This is a genomic window from Amycolatopsis sp. NPDC005961, from assembly GCF_040629235.1.
Classification (GTDB): domain Bacteria; phylum Actinomycetota; class Actinomycetes; order Mycobacteriales; family Pseudonocardiaceae; genus Amycolatopsis; species Amycolatopsis camponoti.
Map to the genome: position 1 here is coordinate 15822 of NZ_JBEXVF010000045.1, position 17054 is coordinate 32875.

The 17054-nt window shown below is 70.8% G+C and carries 20 protein-coding genes; 11 read left to right on the forward strand and 9 right to left on the reverse strand.

Features of this window, described 5'->3' with window-relative positions; translation table 11 throughout:
* The first annotated feature begins 16 nt into the window (after positions 1-16).
* Positions 17-592, forward strand: a complete 576-nt coding sequence (locus tag ABZ342_RS32155; RefSeq protein WP_360480919.1) for a TetR/AcrR family transcriptional regulator — start codon at positions 17-19, stop codon at positions 590-592.
* Here the strand turns inward: ABZ342_RS32155 and ABZ342_RS32160 are convergent.
* Positions 543-1874 carry a nucleobase:cation symporter-2 family protein gene (locus tag ABZ342_RS32160; RefSeq protein WP_360480922.1) on the reverse strand — a complete coding sequence of 444 codons (1332 nt, stop codon included), beginning with the start codon at positions 1872-1874 and terminating at the stop codon, positions 543-545. The genes ABZ342_RS32155 and ABZ342_RS32160 overlap by 50 nt on opposite strands.
* Before the next feature lie 118 nt (positions 1875-1992).
* Here ABZ342_RS32160 and ABZ342_RS32165 point away from each other — a divergent pair, with 118 nt between their 5' ends.
* Genes ABZ342_RS32165 through ABZ342_RS32185 form a run of 5 tightly spaced genes read left to right on the forward strand, consistent with a single transcriptional unit; the run spans position 1993 to position 6266 of the window.
* Positions 1993-3132: a 5-methyltetrahydropteroyltriglutamate--homocysteine S-methyltransferase gene (locus ABZ342_RS32165; protein ID WP_230863064.1), complete on the forward strand. Its 1140-nt coding sequence runs from the start codon at positions 1993-1995 to the stop codon at positions 3130-3132.
* Positions 3132-3449, forward strand: a complete 318-nt coding sequence (locus ABZ342_RS32170; protein WP_155548658.1) for an NIPSNAP family protein — start codon at positions 3132-3134, stop codon at positions 3447-3449. The genes ABZ342_RS32165 and ABZ342_RS32170 overlap by 1 nt, the downstream gene beginning before the upstream one ends.
* A gap of 1 nt (position 3450) precedes the next feature.
* A complete protein-coding gene (locus tag ABZ342_RS32175) occupies positions 3451-4242 on the forward strand; it encodes an IclR family transcriptional regulator (RefSeq protein ID WP_360480926.1) in 792 nt (263 codons plus the stop codon).
* Positions 4243-4266: 24 nt separating this feature from the next.
* Positions 4267-5496, forward strand: coding sequence for an FAD-dependent oxidoreductase (locus tag ABZ342_RS32180; RefSeq protein ID WP_360480929.1), 1230 nt, complete (start codon positions 4267-4269; stop codon positions 5494-5496).
* Between the two features lie 32 nt (positions 5497-5528).
* A complete protein-coding gene (locus tag ABZ342_RS32185) occupies positions 5529-6266 on the forward strand; it encodes a Clp protease N-terminal domain-containing protein (RefSeq protein ID WP_360480932.1) in 738 nt (245 codons plus the stop codon).
* Positions 6267-6362: 96 nt separating this feature from the next.
* Here the strand turns inward: ABZ342_RS32185 and gndA are convergent, their stop codons facing one another.
* Both gndA and ABZ342_RS32195 read right to left on the reverse strand, forming a co-directional pair.
* Positions 6363-7802, reverse strand: a complete 1440-nt coding sequence (gene gndA, locus ABZ342_RS32190; protein ID WP_155548663.1) for an NADP-dependent phosphogluconate dehydrogenase — start codon at positions 7800-7802, stop codon at positions 6363-6365.
* Between the two features lie 85 nt (positions 7803-7887).
* Complete coding sequence (locus tag ABZ342_RS32195; RefSeq protein ID WP_360480936.1) at positions 7888-8808, reverse strand: MBL fold metallo-hydrolase; 921 nt, start codon at positions 8806-8808, stop codon at positions 7888-7890.
* Between the two features lie 234 nt (positions 8809-9042).
* Here ABZ342_RS32195 and ABZ342_RS32200 point away from each other — a divergent pair, with 234 nt between their 5' ends.
* The 4 genes from ABZ342_RS32200 (at position 9043) to ABZ342_RS32215 (ending at position 12281) form a co-directional block, all read left to right on the forward strand.
* Positions 9043-9906, forward strand: coding sequence for a helix-turn-helix transcriptional regulator (locus tag ABZ342_RS32200; RefSeq protein ID WP_155548665.1), 864 nt, complete (start codon positions 9043-9045; stop codon positions 9904-9906).
* Between the two features lie 100 nt (positions 9907-10006).
* The gene (locus ABZ342_RS32205) at positions 10007-10834 is read left to right on the forward strand and encodes an SAM-dependent methyltransferase (protein WP_360480939.1); all 828 of its coding nucleotides are present in this window, start codon (positions 10007-10009) and stop codon (positions 10832-10834) included.
* Positions 10831-11679: an SAM-dependent methyltransferase gene (locus tag ABZ342_RS32210; RefSeq protein ID WP_155548667.1), complete on the forward strand. Its 849-nt coding sequence runs from the start codon at positions 10831-10833 to the stop codon at positions 11677-11679. The genes ABZ342_RS32205 and ABZ342_RS32210 overlap by 4 nt, the downstream gene beginning before the upstream one ends.
* A complete protein-coding gene (locus ABZ342_RS32215) occupies positions 11676-12281 on the forward strand; it encodes a class I SAM-dependent methyltransferase (RefSeq protein WP_360480942.1) in 606 nt (201 codons plus the stop codon). The genes ABZ342_RS32210 and ABZ342_RS32215 overlap by 4 nt, the downstream gene beginning before the upstream one ends.
* A 63-nt stretch (positions 12282-12344) precedes the next feature.
* Here ABZ342_RS32215 and ABZ342_RS32220 read toward each other — a convergent pair whose 3' ends face one another.
* Together ABZ342_RS32220 and ABZ342_RS32225 are read right to left on the reverse strand one after the other, a co-directional pair.
* Positions 12345-12599 (reverse strand): hypothetical protein, encoded by a 255-nt coding sequence (locus tag ABZ342_RS32220; protein ID WP_155548669.1) that lies wholly within the window; start codon positions 12597-12599, stop codon positions 12345-12347.
* Positions 12600-12602: 3 nt separating this feature from the next.
* A complete protein-coding gene (locus ABZ342_RS32225) occupies positions 12603-12887 on the reverse strand; it encodes a hypothetical protein (RefSeq protein ID WP_155548670.1) in 285 nt (94 codons plus the stop codon).
* 268 nt (positions 12888-13155) lie between these two features.
* Between ABZ342_RS32225 and ABZ342_RS32230 the strand changes: the two genes are divergently transcribed.
* Positions 13156-13410: a DUF397 domain-containing protein gene (locus ABZ342_RS32230; RefSeq protein ID WP_155548671.1), complete on the forward strand. Its 255-nt coding sequence runs from the start codon at positions 13156-13158 to the stop codon at positions 13408-13410.
* A 146-nt stretch (positions 13411-13556) separates the two neighbouring features.
* Here the strand turns inward: ABZ342_RS32230 and ABZ342_RS32235 are convergent, their stop codons facing one another.
* From ABZ342_RS32235 to ABZ342_RS32250, 4 genes are read right to left on the reverse strand one after another with little or no spacing between them, the layout of a single operon-like run.
* Complete coding sequence (locus tag ABZ342_RS32235; RefSeq protein ID WP_360480947.1) at positions 13557-14102, reverse strand: hypothetical protein; 546 nt, start codon at positions 14100-14102, stop codon at positions 13557-13559.
* Positions 14095-15237 (reverse strand): hypothetical protein, encoded by a 1143-nt coding sequence (locus tag ABZ342_RS32240; RefSeq protein WP_360480950.1) that lies wholly within the window; start codon positions 15235-15237, stop codon positions 14095-14097. The genes ABZ342_RS32235 and ABZ342_RS32240 overlap by 8 nt, the downstream gene beginning before the upstream one ends.
* 14 nt (positions 15238-15251) lie before the next feature.
* A complete protein-coding gene (locus ABZ342_RS32245; protein ID WP_155548674.1) occupies positions 15252-15644 on the reverse strand; it encodes a FixH family protein in 393 nt (130 codons plus the stop codon).
* Positions 15641-17038 carry a hypothetical protein gene (locus ABZ342_RS32250; protein WP_360480953.1) on the reverse strand — a complete coding sequence of 466 codons (1398 nt, stop codon included), beginning with the start codon at positions 17036-17038 and terminating at the stop codon, positions 15641-15643. The genes ABZ342_RS32245 and ABZ342_RS32250 overlap by 4 nt, the downstream gene beginning before the upstream one ends.
* Between the last annotated feature and the right edge of the window lie 16 nt (positions 17039-17054).

Sequence of the window (17054 nt, forward strand, 5' to 3'; positions counted from 1 at the left end):
GCTTTAAGGTGGAGTCATGACCCGACCCGGTGGCCGCAGCGCCCGCGTCCGCGACGCGGTGCACGAAGCTGTCGTCGAGCTGCTCGCCGCCGGCGAGATCGACGCGGCGATCCCGAAGATCGCCGAGCGCGCGGGCGTGAACCCGACGAGCATCTACCGGCGCTGGGGCAGCCGTGACCACCTGCTGCTCGATGCCGCCGTGACGCGCCTGCGGGCGAAGTCGCCGATCCCGGACACGGGTTCCCTGCGCGACGACCTGCTCGGCTGGGCCGAGGGCGTCGAACGCTCGATGCGCGACCGCCGCGGCCAGATCCTGCTCCGCGCGCTCGTCGCGACCATGGCTCCGGACGAGGAACCGGTGGAGTACCTCAGGGCCCGCGGGGACGACCTCCAGGCCGCGCTCGACAGGGCTGCGGCGCGCGGCGAAGCCGTGCCGACGGTCGACGACGTGCTGGACTTCGTCCTGGCCCCGCTCTACCTGCGGGTGCTGTTCCGGCGTCCGGTCGAGCCGGGCACCGCGGCCCGGCTCGTCGGACGGCTGCTCACGGCGCTTCCAGCAGATCCGGCTCCGCGCTCCGGCCGAGGTGGTTGAACAGGAGGTTCAGCGCGAACGCCAGCACCGCCGCCACCGTGATCGAGCTGCCGCCGATCGTCTGCAGCCAGGCCGGGAAGTGTTGGAAGATCTTCGGCGCGAACGCCGGCAGCAAGCCGACGCCGAGGGCGACCGCGACGATGAAAGTGTTGTGGTTGCCGGAAAACTCCACCTTCTTGAGGTTCTGCGCGCCGACCGCGGCGACCATCGCGAACATGACGACCGCGACCCCGCCGACCACCGGCTGGGGGATGGCCGCGATGAACGCGCCGATCTTCGGCACCAGGCCCATCAGCACCAGGATCCCGCCGGTCACCGCGACCACCCAGCGGCTGCGCACGCCGGTCATCCGCACCAGGCCGACGTTCTGCGCGAACGCCGTGTCGGGGAAGGAGTTCAGCACGCCGCCGAGCACGGCCGAGAAGCCGTCGGTGGCCAGGCCGCGCGCGAGGTCGGAGTCGGTCGGCGGGCGCCCGGTGATCTCGCCGACGGCGATCATGTCGGCGGTCGACTCGGTGAACGTCACGAGCATGACGACGCACATCGACAGGACCGCGGCGACCGGGAACGTCGGTGCCCCGAAGTGGAACGGCGACGCGAGCCCGAACCAGCCGGCCGCGCCGACGCCGTCCCAGTGCACCAGTCCCATCGGGATGGCGATCACCAGCCCGATCGCCAGCGCCAGCAGCGGCCCGATCTGGTTGGCGAACCCGCGCAGCACCCGCGTGAACAGGATCAGCAGCGCGAGCACGCCGAACGCGAGCAGGATGTGCGACAGGGCCGCGTAATCGGACGCGGTGGGGTCGTTGCCCGCGATCAGCCCGGCGCCCGGGCCGAGCAGCGAGACGCCGATGACGAGCAGGAGCGTCCCGGTGACCAGCGGCGGGAAGAACCGGATCAGCTTCGCGAACGGCTTCGCGATGATCAGCCCGAAGACGCCGGACGCCAGCATCGCGCCGTAGACCGCGGTCAGGCCGTACTGGGACGCGATCAGGATCATCGGGTTGACCACGCTGAACGTCGCGCCCGCGACCACCGGCAGCCGGATGCCGAGGAGCTTCCCGATGCCGATCGCCTGGATCAGCGTCGCGATGCCCGCGACGAGCAGGTCGGCGTTGACCAGCAGCCCGATCGTCGCCGTGTCCAGCTTCAACGCGCTGCCGACGATCAGCGGTACGGCGACCGCGCCCGCGTACATGATCGACATGTGCTGGAGGCCGAGCAGGGCGAGCCGTCCGGCCGGCAGGCCCTGGTCGACCGGGTGCACCGCGGGTTCCGTCATGATCAAGCCCCTTCCCGGCGCCCAGCCAACGCCCCGCGCGTGACCGTAGCAAGTCCCCGGGGTCATGATCTTGTTTCAGGGGGCGGCGCGACGGCCGCGAATGTGTGACCATCGGTGCATGACTTCGGGTGGTATTTCCCAGGTGGGCCCGCCGTTTCGCGCCGATCACGTCGGGAGCCTCCTGCGGCCCCCGGTGCTGCGCGACGCGCGGCGGCGGCGTGAAAGCGGTGAGATCAACGCGGAGCAGCTCCGCGCGGTCGAGGACGACGCGATCCGCGACGTCATCAAGATGCAACGGGTGGCCGGGCTCAGCTCGGCGACCGACGGCGAGTTCCGGCGCGCGTCGTGGCACATGGACTTCATCTACGCGCTCGGCGGCATCTCGAAGAGCGACGAGCGGCTGCACGTCAAGTTCCACAACCTGGCGGGCGACCTCGAGTTCAGCCCGCCGGGCCTGCAGGTCGACGGCAAGGTGCGGCTCGACGAGCCGATCTTCGCCTCGCACTTCGAGTTCCTGAAGTCCCATGTGGACCCCGGCGTGACGCCGAAGCTGACCATCCCGTCGCCGAGCATGGTCTACTACCGCGGCGGCCGGGCGGCGGTCAGCGAGACCGTCTACCCGGACCTCGAGGAGTTCTTCGCCGACCTGAGCGCGGCGTACGCGGCGCAGGTTTCCGCGATGCACGGGCTGGGCTGCCGGTACCTGCAGCTGGACGACACGAGCCTGGCGTACCTCAACGACCCGGCGCAGCGGGAGCTCGTCGCGCGGATGGGCGGCGACCCGGACACCCAGCACGTGCGCAACATCGCGACGATGAACGCGGCGCTGGCCGGCCGGCCCGACGACCTCACGGTGACGACCCACCTGTGCCGCGGCAACTTCCGGTCGTCGTGGGTCGCGTCCGGGAGCTACGAGTTCGTCGCGGAGGCGCTGTTCGGCGAGCTGGCCGTCGACGGGTTCTTCCTGGAGTTCGACGACGAACGTTCCGGCGGCTTCGAGCCGCTGCGGTTCGTGCCGAAGGACAAGAAGGTCGTCCTCGGCCTGGTCACGACGAAACGACCCGAGCTGGAGGATCCCGACGTCCTGGTGCGGCGGATCGAGGAGGCGTCGCAGTACGTCGACATCGACCAGCTTTGCCTTTCGCCGCAGTGCGGGTTCTCCTCGACCGAGGAGGGCAACGACCTCACCCCGGACGACCAGCTGCGCAAGCTGGAGCTGATCGTGGCGACGGCCGACCGCGTCTGGGGCGGCCACTGATGATCACCTGCGTCGTCGACTACGTCATCGATCCCGCGAAGCTCCCCGACTTCGAACGCTTCGCCGCCGCGTGGATGCGGCTGGTGCAGCGCGAAGGCGGGATCCACCACGGCTACTTCCTGCCGTCGGAGGGCGCGAGCGACGAAGCCCGGGCGCTGTTCAGCTTCGAGAGCTTCGCCGCGTACGAGCGCTACCGGACGCTGTTCGGCGTCGACCCGGAGTTCATCGAGGCCGACAAGATCCGCGAGGAAAGCGGCTGCGTGGTCCGGTACCGGCGGTCGTTCATGCGCCCGTTGCTGCCGGACGACGACCTCTGACGTGCGACACAGCGCGCGGCGGCCGCCGTCGGTCGTGGATCGTGTTCTTGATCTGCTGGGCGCCTTCACGGCCGAGCGGCCGCGGCTGACGCTGTCCGAGCTGAGCCGCCGCGTCGGGCTTCCGCTGTCGACCACGCACCGGCTGGCCGGCGAGCTGACCCGGCGCGGCGCGCTCGTGCGCGACGAAGCGGGCGTCTACCGCGTCGGGCTGTGGCTGTGGGAAGTCGCTTCGCTCGCTCCGCACGGCGCCGAACTGCGGGAGAGCGCGATGCCGTTCCTGGAGGACCTTTACGAGGCCACGCACCAGAACGTGCAGCTCGCGGTGCTCGACGGCGCGGAGGTCGTCTACGTCGAGCGCATCTCGGGCCGCGGTGCGGTCAACGTCTTGACGCGCGTCGGCGGGCGGCTGCCCGCCCACGCGACCGGCGTCGGCCAGGTGCTGCTCGCGCACTCCCCGGTTGAGGTCCAGGAGGAAGTCCTGTCCGCGCCGCTGAAAACCTTCACCGAGAAGACGATCGGCTCGGCTTCGCAGCTGCGGCGGGTCCTCGCCGATGTCCGTCGCGACGGTTACGCGATCAGCGACGGCCAGATCGAGCTGATCTCCCTGTCGGTGGCCGCGCCGGTCCGCGACTCGACGGACGAGGTCGTCGCGGCGATCTCGGTGGTCGTCCCCGCCGAAGGGACGGACCCGCGGACGCTGGTCCCGGCGGTCCGGGCCGCGGCGCGGGGGATTTCGCGCGTGCTGGGGGCCCCGCGCGTCCTGCGGCCGAGCGGTGGTTCCTCGACGGCTTGAGCCTCTTGTGATCGGATGGCGGGCATGGGTGCACAGAACACCGTCCTCGTCGTCGGGGCGGGTCAGAGCGGTTTTCAGGCCGTCGCGTCGCTGCGGGATCGGGGCTTCGACGGCCGGGTCGTGCTGGTCGGGGACGAGCCGGGCGTGCCGTACCAGCGGCCGCCGCTGTCGAAGGCCTATCTGGCCGGGACCGCGGGGCTCGAACAACTGCACCTGCGCGGTGAAGACTTCTTCGCCGAGAAGGACATCGAGCTGCTCGCCGGCCGCGTCGCGGAGATCGACCGCGAAGCCGCAAAGGTGCGTCTCGAGGACGGCACCGAGCTGGCGTACGACCACCTCGTCCTGGCCACCGGCTCGCGCAACCGGACACTGCCCGTCCCCGGCGCGGACCTGCCGGGCGTGCTGACCCTGCGCACCCGCGACGACGCCGACCGGCTGCGTGCGTCCCTCGTGGAGGCCCGGGACGTCGTCGTGGTCGGCGGCGGCTTCATCGGGCTCGAGTTCGCTTCGCACGCCGGGCGCCCGGTGACGATCGTCGAGGCGCAGGACCGGCTCCTCAACCGCGTCGCGACGCCGGAGATCTCCGCGTACTTCGCCGCGCTGCACCGGGAAGCCGGGCACACGGTGCTGCTCGGCCAGGGTGTCTCGGCGCTCCACGGTGACGACCGGGTGCGCGAGGTCGAGCTGTCCGACGGCCGCCGGCTGCCCGCCGACCTGGTCGTCGTCGCCGTCGGCGTCGTCCCGGAGACGACGCTCGCCGCGGAGGCCGGACTCCCCGTCGACAACGGCGTGGTCGTCGACGCGCACCTGCGCACGACCGACGAAAAGATCTTCGCGATCGGCGACTGCGCGAACTTCCCGTGCGTGCAGGCGGGTGCCGCGACCCGGCTCGAGTCCGTCCAGAACGCCGTCGACCAGGCCCGGTGCGTGGCCGCGGCGATCACCGGCACGCCCGAGCCGTACGCGAGCCTCCCGTGGTTCTGGACCGACCAGTCCGGCGCGAAGCTGCAGATCGCCGGGATCCTTTCGGGCGCCGACAAGACGGTCGTGGCGGGCGATCAGGACGCGGGCAAGTTCTCGGTGCTGTCCTTCCGCGACGACGTCCTCATCGCGGTCGAGTCGGTGAACCGGCCCGCGGACCACATCGCCGCGCGCCGCCTGTTCACGGCCGACCCGCACCCGCGGTACGCGGACCTGCGGGCGAGCGAGTTCAACCTGAAGGAACATCTGAAGGCAGCGTCAACTCGCGGTTGACGACTGAAGATCGTCAACCTAAAGTTGACGGCATGACCCCACCGACCACCATCAAGCTCGACGACCTCATCAGCGCGATCAAGAGCAACCACGACCAGGACGCCCTCGCCCAGCTGACCGACGCGGTCTACGTGGGCCAGCACCTCGGCGAAGTGGCCGACCACCTGATCGGCCACTTCGTCGACCAGGCCCGCCGGTCCGGGGCGTCCTGGACCGAGATCGGCCAGAGCATGGGCGTCACGAAACAGGCCGCCCAGAAGCGGTTCGTGCCGAAGGTCGATCCCGGCGGCGACCCGAGCGGCGCCATCGAGCGCGTCTACGGCCGCTACACCGACCGGGCCCGGCACGTGATCGTCGAGGCCCAGAAGGCCGCCGTCGCGCACGCCAGCCCGGAGATCGAAACCGTGCACATCGTGCTGGGCCTGCTCACCGAGCCCGCCGCGCTGGCGGCCGGGGCGATCCTGGCCCAGGGCGTGCAGCTGGACGCCGTCCGCGAAGCCGCCGAAGCGCGGCTGCCCGAGCCGATCGACCCGGTGCCGAACGTGGTCCCGTTCTCCGGGGCCGCCAAGAAGACCCTCGAGCTGACCATGCGCGAAGGCCTGCGGCTGGGGCACAACTACATCGGCACCGAGCACCTGCTGCTGGCGCTGCTGGAACAGGGCGAAGGCAGGGGCTTCGAGGTGCTCGACGGCCTGGGCGTCAAGAAGGACAAGGCCGAGGCGAAGATCCTGGAGGTGCTGGCGGAGATCCTCGCCGCCCGCGGGCAGTGAGACCGCTCCTGGCGGCCGCGCTCCTCGCGTTGGTGCTGGTGACGCTGCTCTGATCGGGATGAACCAGGGGGTTTTCCCGATCAGAGCAGCACCGGCTCAGGCTTCGGACTCCGGGCGGCCGTCGGCGGCCCAAGCCGTGTGGAACGAGCCTTCGCGGTCCACGCGGCGGTACGTGTGGGCCCCGAAGAAGTCACGCTGACCCTGGACCAGCGCCGCCGGCAGCCGGTCCGCGCGGAGGCCGTCGTAGTACGCCAGCGCCGTGGAGAAGCCCGGCGTCGGGATGCCGAGCTGGACCGCCGTCGAGATCACCGAACGCCACGAGTCCTGCGCGTCCTCGACCGCCTTGCGGAAGCCGCCCGAGGTGAGCAGCGTCGGCAGGCCCGGCTCCTCGGCGTAGGCCGAGGTGATGTCGTTGAGGAACTTCGCGCGGATGATGCAGCCGCCGCGCCAGATCGAGGCGACCTTGCCGAGGTCGATGTCCCAGCCGTACTCCGTCGCGCCGGCCTGGATCTGGTTGAAGCCCTGCGCGTACGCGACGACCTTCGACGCGTACAGCGCCTGCTCGACGTCGTCCGCGAAGCGCTCCAACGAGGAACCCGTCAGCGGCGCCCGCGAAGGACCGCCGAGGCCACGGGCCGCCGCGCGCAGCGACTTCGACCCGGACAGCGAACGCGCGAAGACGGCTTCGGCGATGCCCGAGATCGGGACGCCCAGGTCGAGGCCGATCTGCACGGTCCAGCGGCCGGTGCCCTTCTGCTCGGCGGCGTCCTCGACGACGTCGACGAACGGCTTGCCCGTCGACTTGTCGACGTGCGCCAGCACCTCGGCGGTGATCTCGATGAGGTACGAGTCCAGCCGTCCGGTGTTCCAGGTGCGGAACACGTCGGCGATCTCGGCCGGGGAGTAGCCGCCCGCGCCGCGCAGCAGGTCGAACGACTCCGCGATCAGCTGCATGTCGGCGTACTCGATGCCGTTGTGCACCATCTTGACGAAGTGCCCGGCGCCGTCCGCGCCGATGTGCGTGCAGCACGGCTCGCCGTCGACCTTCGCCGAGATGTCCTCGAACAGCGGGCCGAGCGACTCGTACGACTCCTTCGAGCCGCCGGGCATGATGCTCGGCCCGTGCAGCGCGCCTTCCTCGCCACCGGAGACGCCGCTGCCGACGAAGTGCAGCCCGCGCTCGCGCAGCGCCTTCTCGCGGCGGCGCGTGTCGGCGAAGTGCGCGTTGCCGGCGTCGATGATCACGTCGCCCTCTTCGAGCAGCGGCGCGAACTCGTCGATGACGGCGTCGGTCGGGCCGCCCGCCTTGACCATGATCACGACCTGCCGGGGCCGCTCCAGCGCGTTGACGAAGTCCTGCGCCGAGTACGCCGGGATGAAGTCGCCTTCGTCGCCGAACTGCTCCACCAGCGCGCGGGTCCGCTCCTCGGACCGGTTGTGCAGGGCCACCGTGTGGCCGTGCCGCGCCAGGTTGCGGGCCAGGTTGCGGCCCATGACCGCCAGGCCGGTGACCCCGATGCTCGCCTTCTTGCTCATCCGCATCCTTCCGAAGACTCTCTCGATTCAGACACTAGTCCGATCGACGCCTCAAGGGAGGGCACGGAGGAGCAGCTCACTCAGTTCAGGAGAAGCAGCGGATCGGGCCGCGGTTGATCGCGAGCATGTCGGTGATCGCCGCGACCAGGTCGATGTCCGCACCCCACTCGGCGCCGTCCAGCTCGGCGTACGCCCGGTGCAGGTTCCCCGGCAGCCGCTCCTGCTCGCTCAGCGACGCGAACTCGCCGAGGTCGGTCTCCTTCGCGACCTCCAGCGGCGACAGCCCGGCCGCCTTCCCGCGCTCCGCCGTCTCCTGGACGAACTTCAGGTACGCGTCCACTGTGTCCACCACCGAGAGGTCGCACGGGCCGCCGTGACCAGGCAAGATCACTTCCGGGTCGAGTTCGCGGATGACGTCGAGTCCCTTGCGCCACCCGGCCACCGAGCCCATCAGCGCGAACGGGCTGCCGCCGTTGAACACCAGGTCGCCGGCGTAGAGGACGCGCTGCTCCGGCAGCCAGACCAGGACGTCGTTGGTGGTGTGGGCCGCGTGGCCGGGGTGGATCAGCTCGAGGGTGACGTCGCCGGCGTGCACGGTCAGCCGGTCGTCGAACACGACCTCCGGCGGCCGCGACCGCAGCTCGCCCCAGTCGCTGCCGACGAAGATCCCCTCGAACGTCTGGATGCCCTCGGCGACCATCAGCTCGCGCGTCTTGCGGTGCCCGATGATCGTCGCGGCCCCGACGAGGTAGTTGCCGTTGGTGTGGTCGCCGTGGTGGTGGGTGTTCACCAGCGTCGTCACCGGGCTGCCGGTCGCGGCTTCGACCGTCTCGAGCAGCGCGCGCGTGCGGCGCTCGGTCGAGCACGTGTCGATCAGCACGGTGTGGTCGCCGGCGTCGACGAAACCGCAGTTGTTGATGTACCAGGAGCCGTCCGGCTGGACGTACCCGTGGACCCGGTCGGCCAGGCGGGTGACGGCGGCGGCGGAGGGCGAGCGATCGGTCACCGGCCCAGTCTGCCCGAGACCGGGCTCCGCCGGTTGGCCGAATAATTCGGAATTTCACTGGTCCAGGCGAGTGATAGCGCAGGTGACTGGCATTCTGCGGCGTTTCCTGGAACGCTGCGCGATGTCATCATCGAGATCCGCAAGGTGAAGCACTAACCTGGGTGGGTTCGGTAGTTCGTGTGTGACGGCGGCCGGTGGCCGCCGTCGCTTGTAGTGGTCCGGGAGAGCAGGGCGATGGCCAGCACCGTCACCTCGCGCCGGAAGCAGCTCGGGAACGAGCTCCGGCATGCCCGCACCGCGGCGCGGATGACACAGCAGCAGGTCGCCGAGGTCCTCGGCTGCACCCAGGGCAAGGTCAACAAGATCGAGTCCGGTGCCGTCGGGGTGAAACTCGGGGATGTGCGATCCATGCTGAACGCATTCGGGATCAACGGCGAAGAAGCCGACACGCTGATGAACCTGGCGCGCGCGGCCGCCGGGCAGCGCGGCCACTGGTCCGGCTACCGCTCGGTGGTGCCGCACTGGTTCCGCACCTTCACCGACCTGGAGCCCGCGGCCGCGGAGATCCTCACCTGGCACGGCGAGCGCATCCCGGGCCCGCTGCAGTCCGAGCACTACATGCTCAAGCAGTTCACCGAGGCCGGCGCGACGGACGTGACGTCGCTGGTGCGCAACCGGCTCGACCGCAAGGCGGTGTTCGAGCAGCAGCAGCCGCCCTACTACCGGTTCATCATCAGCGAGGGCGCGCTGCGCCGGGCTCCCGGCGGGTACGCGCCCGCGGTGATGCTCGACCAGGTCGAGCACCTGCTCTCGCTCGAACGGCACCCGCGGGTCTACGTCCACGTGCTGCCGTTCGGGGCGCGGCTGGCCGCGGTGCCCAACGACTTCACGATCATGCGCTTCCCGGACCGCACCCGGGACTTCGTCTACATCGAGCACTCCGCCGGCGGGCTGTACCTCGACGACGTCAAGGACTTCAACATCTTCGTCGACTCGTGGGACCGGCTGCGGGGAGCGGCGCTGGAGCGGCAGGAGACCCGGCAGTTCCTGAAGGAGCTCGCGGAGGGTTACCGCGGCCAGATGCAGCAGCTCCAATAGGGCGAACGGCGGCCTGAAGGGTCCCGAGTGGTGAACAACTGTCGGTAGAGTGGCTCTGTTGTGCCCTAAGCCACCGGAAGTGCCGCCCGAAGGGGACATCGTGGACCCCGACTTCCTCCCCGACGCCGTCGACCTCGACCGGCCGAACGTGGCGAGGATCTACGACTGGGCGCTCGGCGGCACCGCGAACTGGGCGGTCGACCGGCAGTACGGCGAGCTGGCCGTGAAAGCGTTCCCGCTGGCGAAGACCCTGGCGCGCGGCAACCGCGACTTCCTCGGCCGGGCCGTGCGCCACTGCGTCGCCGAAGGCATCACGCAGTTCCTCGACCTCGGGTCCGGCATCCCCACCGCCGGCAACGTCCACGAGGTGGCCGACGAGTACGCCGAAGACAGCCGCTGCGTCTACGTCGACAACGAGCCGGTGGCCGTCGCGCACGGCCGGATCCTGCTCGAAGAGGAGGGCGATCCCGAGCGGCACGCCGTGCTGCACGCCGATCTCCGGGACGCCGAGGAGGTCTGGGAGGCCGCGCTCGCCACCGGCGTGCTCGACCCCGAGCGGCCGATCGGCCTGCTCAGCGTGGCCGTGCTGCACTTCCTGCCGGACGTCACCGGTGTCCGCGAAGCCATCCGCGACTACCGGACGCTGCTGGCGCCGGGGTCGGCGTACGTCCTCTCGCACGCGACCGAGTCCGGTGTCGAAGGTGACGAGCTGGCGCAGATCCGGCGGCTCGTGCAGCTGTCCGAACGGTCGAGCTCGCCGGCGGTCTCCCGGTCGCTCGACGAGATCGCCGCGTTCTTCGGTAACTTCGAGGTCGTCGACCCCGGGATCGTGCCTGTGGGAGAGTGGCGCCCCGAGCCCGGCACCGCCCCGGTCCCCCTCGCGAGCGTGGTCGGCGGTGTCGGCCGCAAGCCTGGAGGAAGCGCATGACCACGCAGGACCCCGAAGCCCCCGAAGGCGTCGACCTCGAGCGGCCGAACGCGGCCCGCATCTACGACTGGTTCCTCGGCGGCGACGCCAACTGGGCCATCGACCGCCAGTTCGGCGAGCAGGCGGTCAAGACGTTCCCGATGATCAAGACGGTCGCCCGTGTCGGCCGCGACTTCCTCGGCCGGGGCGTCCGGTACCTGGCGCGCAACGGCATCGACCAGTTCCTCGACCTCGGATCGGGCGTGCCGACGGTCGGGAACGTCCACGAGGTCGCGGCGGAGGTGAACCCGAACGCGCGGTGCGTGTACGTCGACAACGAGCCGGTCGCGGTGGCGCACTCGCAGGTGCTGCTGGAGAAGGAGGGCGTCGCGGACCGGCACGCCGTGCTGCAGGGCGACCTGCGCGACCCGGCCGACATCTGGAAGCGGGCGCTCGAGACCGGGGTCCTCGACACGAACCGGCCGATCGGCCTGATCATGGTCGGTGTCCTGTACTTCCTCGGCCCGGACGAGCCGGTGGCCCAGACCATCCAGAAGTACCTGTCGCTGCTGCCCGCCGGCTCGTACTTCCTGTCCTCGCACCTGACCACCGAAGGCCTCGACGCGATGGCCGACGCCGAAAGCCGCGAGTCGATCGTGGCGCAGTACCAGCGGTCGAGCACCCCGCTGCACCTGCGCAGCAAGGCGGAGTTCACGACGTTCTTCGAGGGCCTTGAGCTCGTCGAGCCGGGCATCGTCTACCTGCCGGAGTGGCACCCGGAGGAGATCGAATCCCGCGCCACGAAGAAGATGGCGAACGACCCCTCGTTCGTCGGCCACATCTGCGGCCTCGGCCGCAAACCGTGACAGCGGCCTACGACGCGGTCGCCGTCCAGTACGCGGAGTTCGTCCGCGGGATCTGGGACGGCGACCCGCTGGACCGGGCCGCGTGGGCCGCGTTCGCGGACTTCGCGCGCGGCCGCGGCCCGGTCGCCGACCTCGGCTGCGGGCCCGGCCACCTGACGGCGCACCTGCGTTCGCTCGGGCTCGACGCGTTCGGCGTCGACGTGTCGCCGGAGATGGTTTCACTGGCGCGGGCCGCTCAGCCGGAGCTGCGGTTCGAGGTGGGTTCCATGGCGGCGCTGGACCTGCCCGACGAGTCGCTCGCCGGGATCCTGTCGTGGTATTCGGTGATCCACGCGCCGCCGTCGGAGGTGCCGGGGTACTTCGCCGAATTCACCCGGACGTTGGCGTCCGGTGGTCACGTTCTGTTGGGGTTCTTCGAGGCCGGGGACGGCCCGGTTTCGGAGTTCGACCACAAGGTGACGACGGCGTACCGGTGGCCCCTCGGCGAACTGGTGGACATCGCGGCGGCCGCGGGGCTCGCCGAGGTGGGGCGGATGTACCGCGAGCCCGTCGAAGGGGAACGCCCCTTCCGTCAGGGCCGGCTGCTGCTGCGGAAACCGTAGCCGGAGACAGCGAGAGCCCCGGTCCGCGCTGGACCGGGGCTCTTCTCGTGGTGGGACAGCAGTTCAGACGCGGGAACCGATTCGCCCGCGCAGGAGCGGGGTCAGGTCGATCGCGGCCTCCAGCGGGCGGGTGGTCCGGAACCCGTCGGAGTGGCGCTGCAGCGGCAGGTCCTGGTCGGCGGCCCACGTCGTCGTCTTGCGCAGCGGCGCCTGGATCAGGCTGAAGCCGAAGCGGTTCCTCAGCTCGTCGCCGATCCCGCGGCGGCCGCGGTGCTCTTCTTCCTCGCGACGGAAGAGCGAGTTCAGCCGGACGGCCATCGTCTACACCCCCAGCTCTCGTCGCGGTGACCTGGCGCGTTCGCCGCCGGTCAGTCCGAGACAGGGTTCACACGGCATGCCGGCCCCGGGGGCCAGCCACTCCACTTGGGCGCGGGAAAGCGCTTCCCCGCACTTGGTTCGGACCAGCTCGCTCGTGCTCCCGGCGACGTCCAGCCCGAAGACGTGGACGACCCGGCGGGCCTCACCGGCGGTTCCCCTGGCGAGCCTGCCCACGATCAGAACGCCCGGTGGCGCACTGTCCTCGACGATCACGCTGTCCTCCCCCATGAGGTCCTGCGGTGGTGGTTGGCCGGTCGTCAGCCAGTGGTCCGCGGTCGGGGACCGCCCGCCGCATGCAGGCAGTCATTCACCGACACCAGCGCCCCGGCCGATGCGATTAATCCTACTCCTGGAATAATCTTCATGTCGAGGCCGGACCTAGTTGATCACCCGCTTGGCCGTGCGGCGTACTCCATTGAGACACTGAGTAGCCGGACGCGGGTACTTTTGACCTGGTCCCGGCCGCGCCCCCCATCGATCCTCGGAGGTACGACCCATGGCGGATTATCCGTCGTTCGCGGATTACGATCCGAACACGGCCGTGTCCCTGTTCCAAGAGGCTGCCTGGGAGAAGTCGTTCGCCAGCGAGCCCAACGGTGGGAGCTGCGTCGAGGTCAACCTCGGCCGCGAAGGCCTGATCGGTGTCCGCGACACCAAGCTCGCGACCAGCCCCGTCTTCGTTTTCGACAGCGCCGAATGGGAAGCGTTCCTGGTCGCCGTGAAAGCCGGGCAGTTCGACCTGCCCGCTTGATCCATCCCCCGCGGCGGTGATCGTGATCACCCGCCGGTGCACAGCTGCGTCCGATAAAAGATGGCGAAGGCCCCCTTCCCGTTCTCTGGAGAAGGAGGCCTTCGCGACGACGCGGATACGCGTGGACGCCGATTGTGAGGGCAATCTCACCCGATTGCCGGAAGCTCACCCCCGCGCAGCCGGCCCCGGGTCCGCCGCCAGGCCAGCACGACCAGCACCACGAGCCCGATCAACGGCAGCGTGCTGATCGCCCAGCTCAATCCCATCGGCGGCCCCGGTTGTTCGAGCACCGGCAGGGCGCGCAGGTCGCCGGTGCCGGACCCGGCCGGACCGTTGACCGCGAAGCGGAACGTCCATTCCCCCGGCCGCGGCATCGAGCGGACGTCGAGCCCCCACACGTCGAGCTTGCGCGGGTGCCGGACCAGCGGCTGCGTGCGGTTCTTCCCGCCCTCCGGGTTGATCATCGTGAGCGTGCCGGACTTGTCCTCGATCCCGCCGTCGGGGATGAACGTGAAGTCCAGCGACTGCATGGCTTTCAGCGGCCAGGTGCTGAACCCGATCGTCATCCCGTACGGCCCGGCCTGCACGTGCTCGGTGTGCACGATGTTGACCGGCTCGTAGGCGTTCGCCGGTGCCGCGGTGGCGAACAGCAGCCCGGCGACGGCGGCGAGAGCCAGAAGTGTCTTACGCATCAGCGGTTTCCCCCTTCTTCGCGGGCGTCAGCAGGCAGAGCATCCCGCCGAACCGCCACCCGGCGAAGCCGCCGAGCAGCCCGAGCAGGCCGCTGAACACGGCCGTCGTCGCCAGGTACCAGGCCGGTGGCAGGTGCGCGCCGGTGTAGAGCAGGAAGCGCTGCACCGGCAGGCTCAGCCCGATCAGCAGCCCGGCGATCCCGCCCGCGACCACGGACACGCGGCCCGCGGACCACCCCCGGCGACGGCCGGCGAGGTAGGCCAGCTCCATCAGCGCGGACACCGGCAGCAACGCCATCGGCGTCAACGACGGCATTTCCGGCACCCCGGAGATCGCGTCGCGCATCGGCAGGCCGACGAGGTTCGCGTAGGCCTGGGCCGCCCAGGGCGAGAACCACCAGAAGACCGCCTGCACGGCCGCGACCATCGCCGCGGTGCCGATCGCGCCGCCCGGCCGGCGCAGGAACCCTGCGCCGACCGCGACGAGCAGCACCGCCATCATCGAGCAGCCGATCGCGACGGCGTCGGCGTAGTCGTCGGGCACCTGCTGCAGCCCGAGCGCCAGCACCGGCCCGAACGTGAGCAGCACGGTCAGCGAAGCCAGCGTGCCGAGCCGGCCCCACCGGTGCTCCCGCGCCGCGGCGAACACCGCGGTCGTGCCGATCAGCGACACCGTGATCGACAGCAGCAACCCGATGTGCGGCGGCGAGTCGATGACCGCGTCGAAGCCGTAGAGCCCGTGCCACCACTGGTCCCACAGGCCGTACAGCAGGAACGTCGCCGCGCCGACCCCCGAAACGAGGTAGCCCAGCGGCGCCGCGAACGTCTTGCCGAACACGTTGACGACGCGCCCGCCGATCCGCGGGTCGACTTCGCGGCCCGCGCGGCGCGCCGCCGTCGTCAGCAGCACGACGGCGAGGCTCGCCAGGCCGACGACCGCGCTGCCCGAGTACAGGAACAGGTGCGGCAGCGTGAAGAACGTGTCCGGCCCGACGTCACTGTGCCACTGGATGTCCCAGGTCAGCCCGACCAGTGACAGCAGTGACCCCCCGAGCACGACGTTCGCGGGCAGCAAGCCCGTTCGCGCCGGTTTCGCGACCGCGGTCGTCCTGACCCCGGATGCGGTGAGATCCATTCCCCCGACCCTTTCTACTTGACGAGCAACGGAAAAACGACTTGGGCGGGCCCGCCGGGCCCGTGCAGGGACACCGTGATCTCCCACTGCCCGGACATCGGCAGCCCGACGCCGGTGGCGCGGAACCGGCCGGAACCGTCCGGCACGGCGAGCACCGGCGCGAACGCGTGCCCCATCTGCGCCATGACCGGCTCGACCGAAACGCTGTCGGGCGCGGGTCCGGTGACGGCCACCGCGAACGTGTTGCCGCCGATGCGTGGTGGGTCGGCGGAGAACTGGACCGTGTAGGGCCCGGAAACCGCTTGCTGCGTAGTGGCCTTGGCGTCGCCGGCCGGCCAGAGCAGCCAAGCGACACCGGCCACGACCACCAGCGCGACGACCGCGATCAGCACCTTGGGGCGTTTCATCGTCCGGCTCCTGTCGTCGGGACGTCGACCACGGCGGGGATGGTGAGCACGCGGTAGCCGCGTTCGGCCTGCAGCCAGATCCGGTACCGGCCGGGCGCGGCGAAGGTGTAGGTGAAGCCGACGTCCGGCCCGTACGCGGCGACGGTCTCGTCGGGGCGGTCGGCCTGGCCCGCGACGGGCGGGATCATCGCGTGGACGTGCGCCCAGGTCGGTGCCTTCGCGGCGCTCTCGCCGACCGGCCCGTCGATCGGGCCCGCGATGATCAGGTGGCCGAGCATCCCCAGCCACGGCTGGAGGTCCTGGGTCTTGAAGTGCGCGGTGACGGTCGTCGGCGTGCCCGGGGTGATCGTGAGGTCGACCGGGGTGCCGTCGACCGTCCGCGGCCCGGCGCCGGCCGGCTCGGGCGCGGGCGCGGCGGTGCCAGCCAGGTCCACAGTGGACCGGAGTAGCTGCGTCCCGCCGCCGCGCCGGACGAGCTCCGCGGCGACGGCGTACGTCCCCGCCTCCGGATCGGCGACGGCGACGCGGTAGTCGCCGGGGGCGACCCGCACCGGGTGCAGGTGGCTCAGCCGGCCGGACGGCGACACCAGCACCAGGTGCACGAGCGCGTTGTCGTGGACGAGCAGGTCGTCGACCGGGCGGCCGGTGGCGCCGTCGGTGAGGCCCAGCCGCAGGCCACCGGGCTCCGCGCGCGCCGCGAGGTTCACCGGCGGCCGCGTGTAGTCCATTGTGGACAACTGCGCGTTCGCGTACGGGTCGGTGACGTTGTCGTACGTCGGGTCGAGCTGGCTGCCGGGCGCGGGCGGCGGGGGAGTGTTCGCCGACAGCAGGGCGCCGGTGACGGCGACGGCGAGCGCGGCGACCACGCCGCCGGCCGGGATCAGCGCGAAGGCGGTTCGTCTCGCCCGCATGCCGACCACGAGCGCGAGCAGCAGGAGCACGCCCGCGGCGACGAACCCGCCGTAAGTCGCCTTCTCCCAGGGCGGCACCACCCGCGCGGGGACGAGGAACGGGATGGTCGCGGTGGTTCCGCTGCCGTCGTTCAGCGAAAGCTCCCACGGCCCCGGCTTGTCGACTTGGAGATTTCCCGGGTACACGCCCGGTTCGGCACCGAGGACGACGTCGCCCCGCGACGTCACGATGCCGTCGGCCGCGACGGCCAGGTGCAGCGTCCCGGGCGCGGTGCCCTGGTGCGTCACGACGTCGACCCGCAGCGGCGACGGCGTGACGTCGACCCGGCGGATGATCACGGTCAGCTCACGCGCGCCGAGTGTCTGCGCCACCTGGACGTCGGTGCCGGACGGCGCGCCGTCGGCGTGTGCGGTCCCGCCGCCCAGTGCGATTCCCAGCACGGCCAGCAGCATCAGCAGCGCGGCTTTCGATTTGGTCCCCATCGTGGTCCGAACCTAG

Bases quoted from the DNA above. Each gene is read 5' to 3' on its own strand.
- ABZ342_RS32155 (WP_360480919.1), top strand. From the start codon at position 17: ATGACCCGACCCGGTGGCCGCAGCGCCCGCGTCCGCGACGCGGTGCAC.
- ABZ342_RS32160 (WP_360480922.1), bottom strand. From the start codon at position 1,874: ATGACGGAACCCGCGGTGCACCCGGTCGACCAGGGCCTGCCGGCCGGA.
- ABZ342_RS32165 (WP_230863064.1), top strand. From the start codon at position 1,993: ATGACTTCGGGTGGTATTTCCCAGGTGGGCCCGCCGTTTCGCGCCGAT.
- ABZ342_RS32170 (WP_155548658.1), top strand. From the start codon at position 3,132: ATGATCACCTGCGTCGTCGACTACGTCATCGATCCCGCGAAGCTCCCC.
- ABZ342_RS32180 (WP_360480929.1), top strand. From the start codon at position 4,267: ATGGGTGCACAGAACACCGTCCTCGTCGTCGGGGCGGGTCAGAGCGGT.
- ABZ342_RS32185 (WP_360480932.1), top strand. From the start codon at position 5,529: ATGACCCCACCGACCACCATCAAGCTCGACGACCTCATCAGCGCGATC.
- gndA (WP_155548663.1), bottom strand. From the start codon at position 7,802: ATGAGCAAGAAGGCGAGCATCGGGGTCACCGGCCTGGCGGTCATGGGC.
- ABZ342_RS32200 (WP_155548665.1), top strand. From the start codon at position 9,043: ATGGCCAGCACCGTCACCTCGCGCCGGAAGCAGCTCGGGAACGAGCTC.
- ABZ342_RS32210 (WP_155548667.1), top strand. From the start codon at position 10,831: ATGACCACGCAGGACCCCGAAGCCCCCGAAGGCGTCGACCTCGAGCGG.
- ABZ342_RS32220 (WP_155548669.1), bottom strand. From the start codon at position 12,599: ATGGCCGTCCGGCTGAACTCGCTCTTCCGTCGCGAGGAAGAAGAGCAC.
- ABZ342_RS32225 (WP_155548670.1), bottom strand. From the start codon at position 12,887: ATGGGGGAGGACAGCGTGATCGTCGAGGACAGTGCGCCACCGGGCGTT.
- ABZ342_RS32230 (WP_155548671.1), top strand. From the start codon at position 13,156: ATGGCGGATTATCCGTCGTTCGCGGATTACGATCCGAACACGGCCGTG.
- ABZ342_RS32235 (WP_360480947.1), bottom strand. From the start codon at position 14,102: ATGCGTAAGACACTTCTGGCTCTCGCCGCCGTCGCCGGGCTGCTGTTC.
- ABZ342_RS32240 (WP_360480950.1), bottom strand. From the start codon at position 15,237: ATGGATCTCACCGCATCCGGGGTCAGGACGACCGCGGTCGCGAAACCG.
- ABZ342_RS32245 (WP_155548674.1), bottom strand. From the start codon at position 15,644: ATGAAACGCCCCAAGGTGCTGATCGCGGTCGTCGCGCTGGTGGTCGTG.
- ABZ342_RS32250 (WP_360480953.1), bottom strand. From the start codon at position 17,038: ATGGGGACCAAATCGAAAGCCGCGCTGCTGATGCTGCTGGCCGTGCTG.